The sequence below is a fragment of the Streptococcus sp. HMSC056C01 genome (assembly GCF_001811305.1).
Classification (GTDB): domain Bacteria; phylum Bacillota; class Bacilli; order Lactobacillales; family Streptococcaceae; genus Streptococcus.
In genome coordinates this window covers 1-1725 of the sequence record NZ_KV804218.1, presented here as the reverse complement: position 1 = coordinate 1725, position 1725 = coordinate 1, and the positions used below count along the sequence as shown (strand labels likewise).

The window sequence follows — 1725 nt, the reverse complement described above, 5'->3', positions numbered from 1 at the left end:
TTCAAACTGGAACCGTAACCTTCACAGAAGGTGATGAAGTAGTACCAATTAACAAGGATTCAATTACTCTCCTTGATGAATCTGGTCAACCAGCAGCCTCAGTAGAGGCGAAATCACCAGCAGGTGATGTGATTGGTACTTACACAGTTGATAAAGATACAGGTGTAGTTACTTTCACACCAACAGATAAATCTTATTCAGGTGATGTTGTTCCAGTTAAGGTTCAAGCAGCTGATGCAAATGGAACTACAGTTGAAACAACTTATACACCGAAGATTACTCCAGTTGTTCCAACTTCTGAAGATGCGACATCGACAGATATTCAAGGTCAAACACAATCTGGAAAACCAACCTTCACAGAAGGTGATCCAAATGTGCCAATGGATGATGAAACACCTGCAACCTTTGAAGATGGATCAACAACGAAGACTATTCCAGGCGAAGGAACATATACTGTAGCTCCAGATGGAACAGTTACATTCGTTCCAGAAAAATCATTCACTGGAACTGCTTCAGGCGTAACGGTTAAACGTCTTGATAAAAACGGTACTGAAATCACAGCTAAGTACATTCCAACGGTGACTCCAGTTACCCCAACTGCATCACCAGCTGAATCAACAGATGTTCAAGGTGCAACGCAAACAGGTAAACCTAAATTTACTGCAGGTAATAGCCGTGTGCCGATGAATGATGATGTTGCCGCAACATTTGACGATGGCTCAGCAACTAAGACAGTTGATGGTGTCGGTACCTACACAGTAGCAGCAGACGGAATGGTGACATTTGTTCCAGAACCAAGCTTTACAGGCACAGCACCAGCAGTTACAGTCGTTCGTGAAGACATGAATGGTACTAAAGCTTCAGCGACCTACACACCATCGGTAACGCCAGTTACAATTGCACCTACTAATAAGGTTTCTGAGGATGTTCAAAACGTTCCTCAAACTCAAACACCTACATTTGAGTTAAGCAATGACAAGGCTACGAAGATAACTAGCAAGAAATTAGTAGATCCAGCTACTGGCCAACCAACTGATGAAACAAGTGTAACGGTAGCGGGCGAAGGTAGCTATACAATTGATCCTACTACAGGAGCGGTTACCTTCGCACCTGAAAAAGACTTTGTTGGAACTGCAACAGGTGTAACAGTTCAAGCAACTGCGACTATTACAACTGCGAACGGTAAGATTTCAACTATTACTTCCGATGCAACTTACACTCCAACTGTTGTAGCAGCTGTTCCAACGGCAAGTCCTGCAACTTCAAAAGACATCCAAGGTGCCACTCAAACGGGTAGACCAACCTTTACAGGAACAACTGTTCAAGTGAACGGTGAAGATAAAGCCATTACCATTAAAGATAATAGCTACACACTTTTGGACAAAGATGGTAATGAAGTGGCAACTACGCCAGCTTATGCGGCTGACGGTACAACTGAAATCGGTACTTTCACAATTAATCCAGCCACTGGCCAAGTGACTTTCACACCGACTGATAAGTCTTACTCAGGTGATGTCGTTCCGGTTAAGGTTCAAGCCAAGGATGCCAACGGCACTCCAGCTGAAACAACCTACACACCTAAGATTACACCAGTTGTTCCAACTGCAGAAGATGCAACATCGACAGATATTCAAGGTGCAACCCAAACCGGTAAACCTGAATTCAAGGGTGGAACAGTAACCGTTGATGGTGTTGAGAAAACAGTAGCTATCAATGAAGATGTTC

The 1725-nt window shown here is 43.5% G+C and carries 1 pseudogene; it reads left to right on the top strand.

Features of this window, described 5'->3' with window-relative positions:
* Positions 1–1725, top strand: a pseudogene (locus HMPREF2795_RS09750) (CshA family fibrillar surface protein C); the annotation flags it as partial.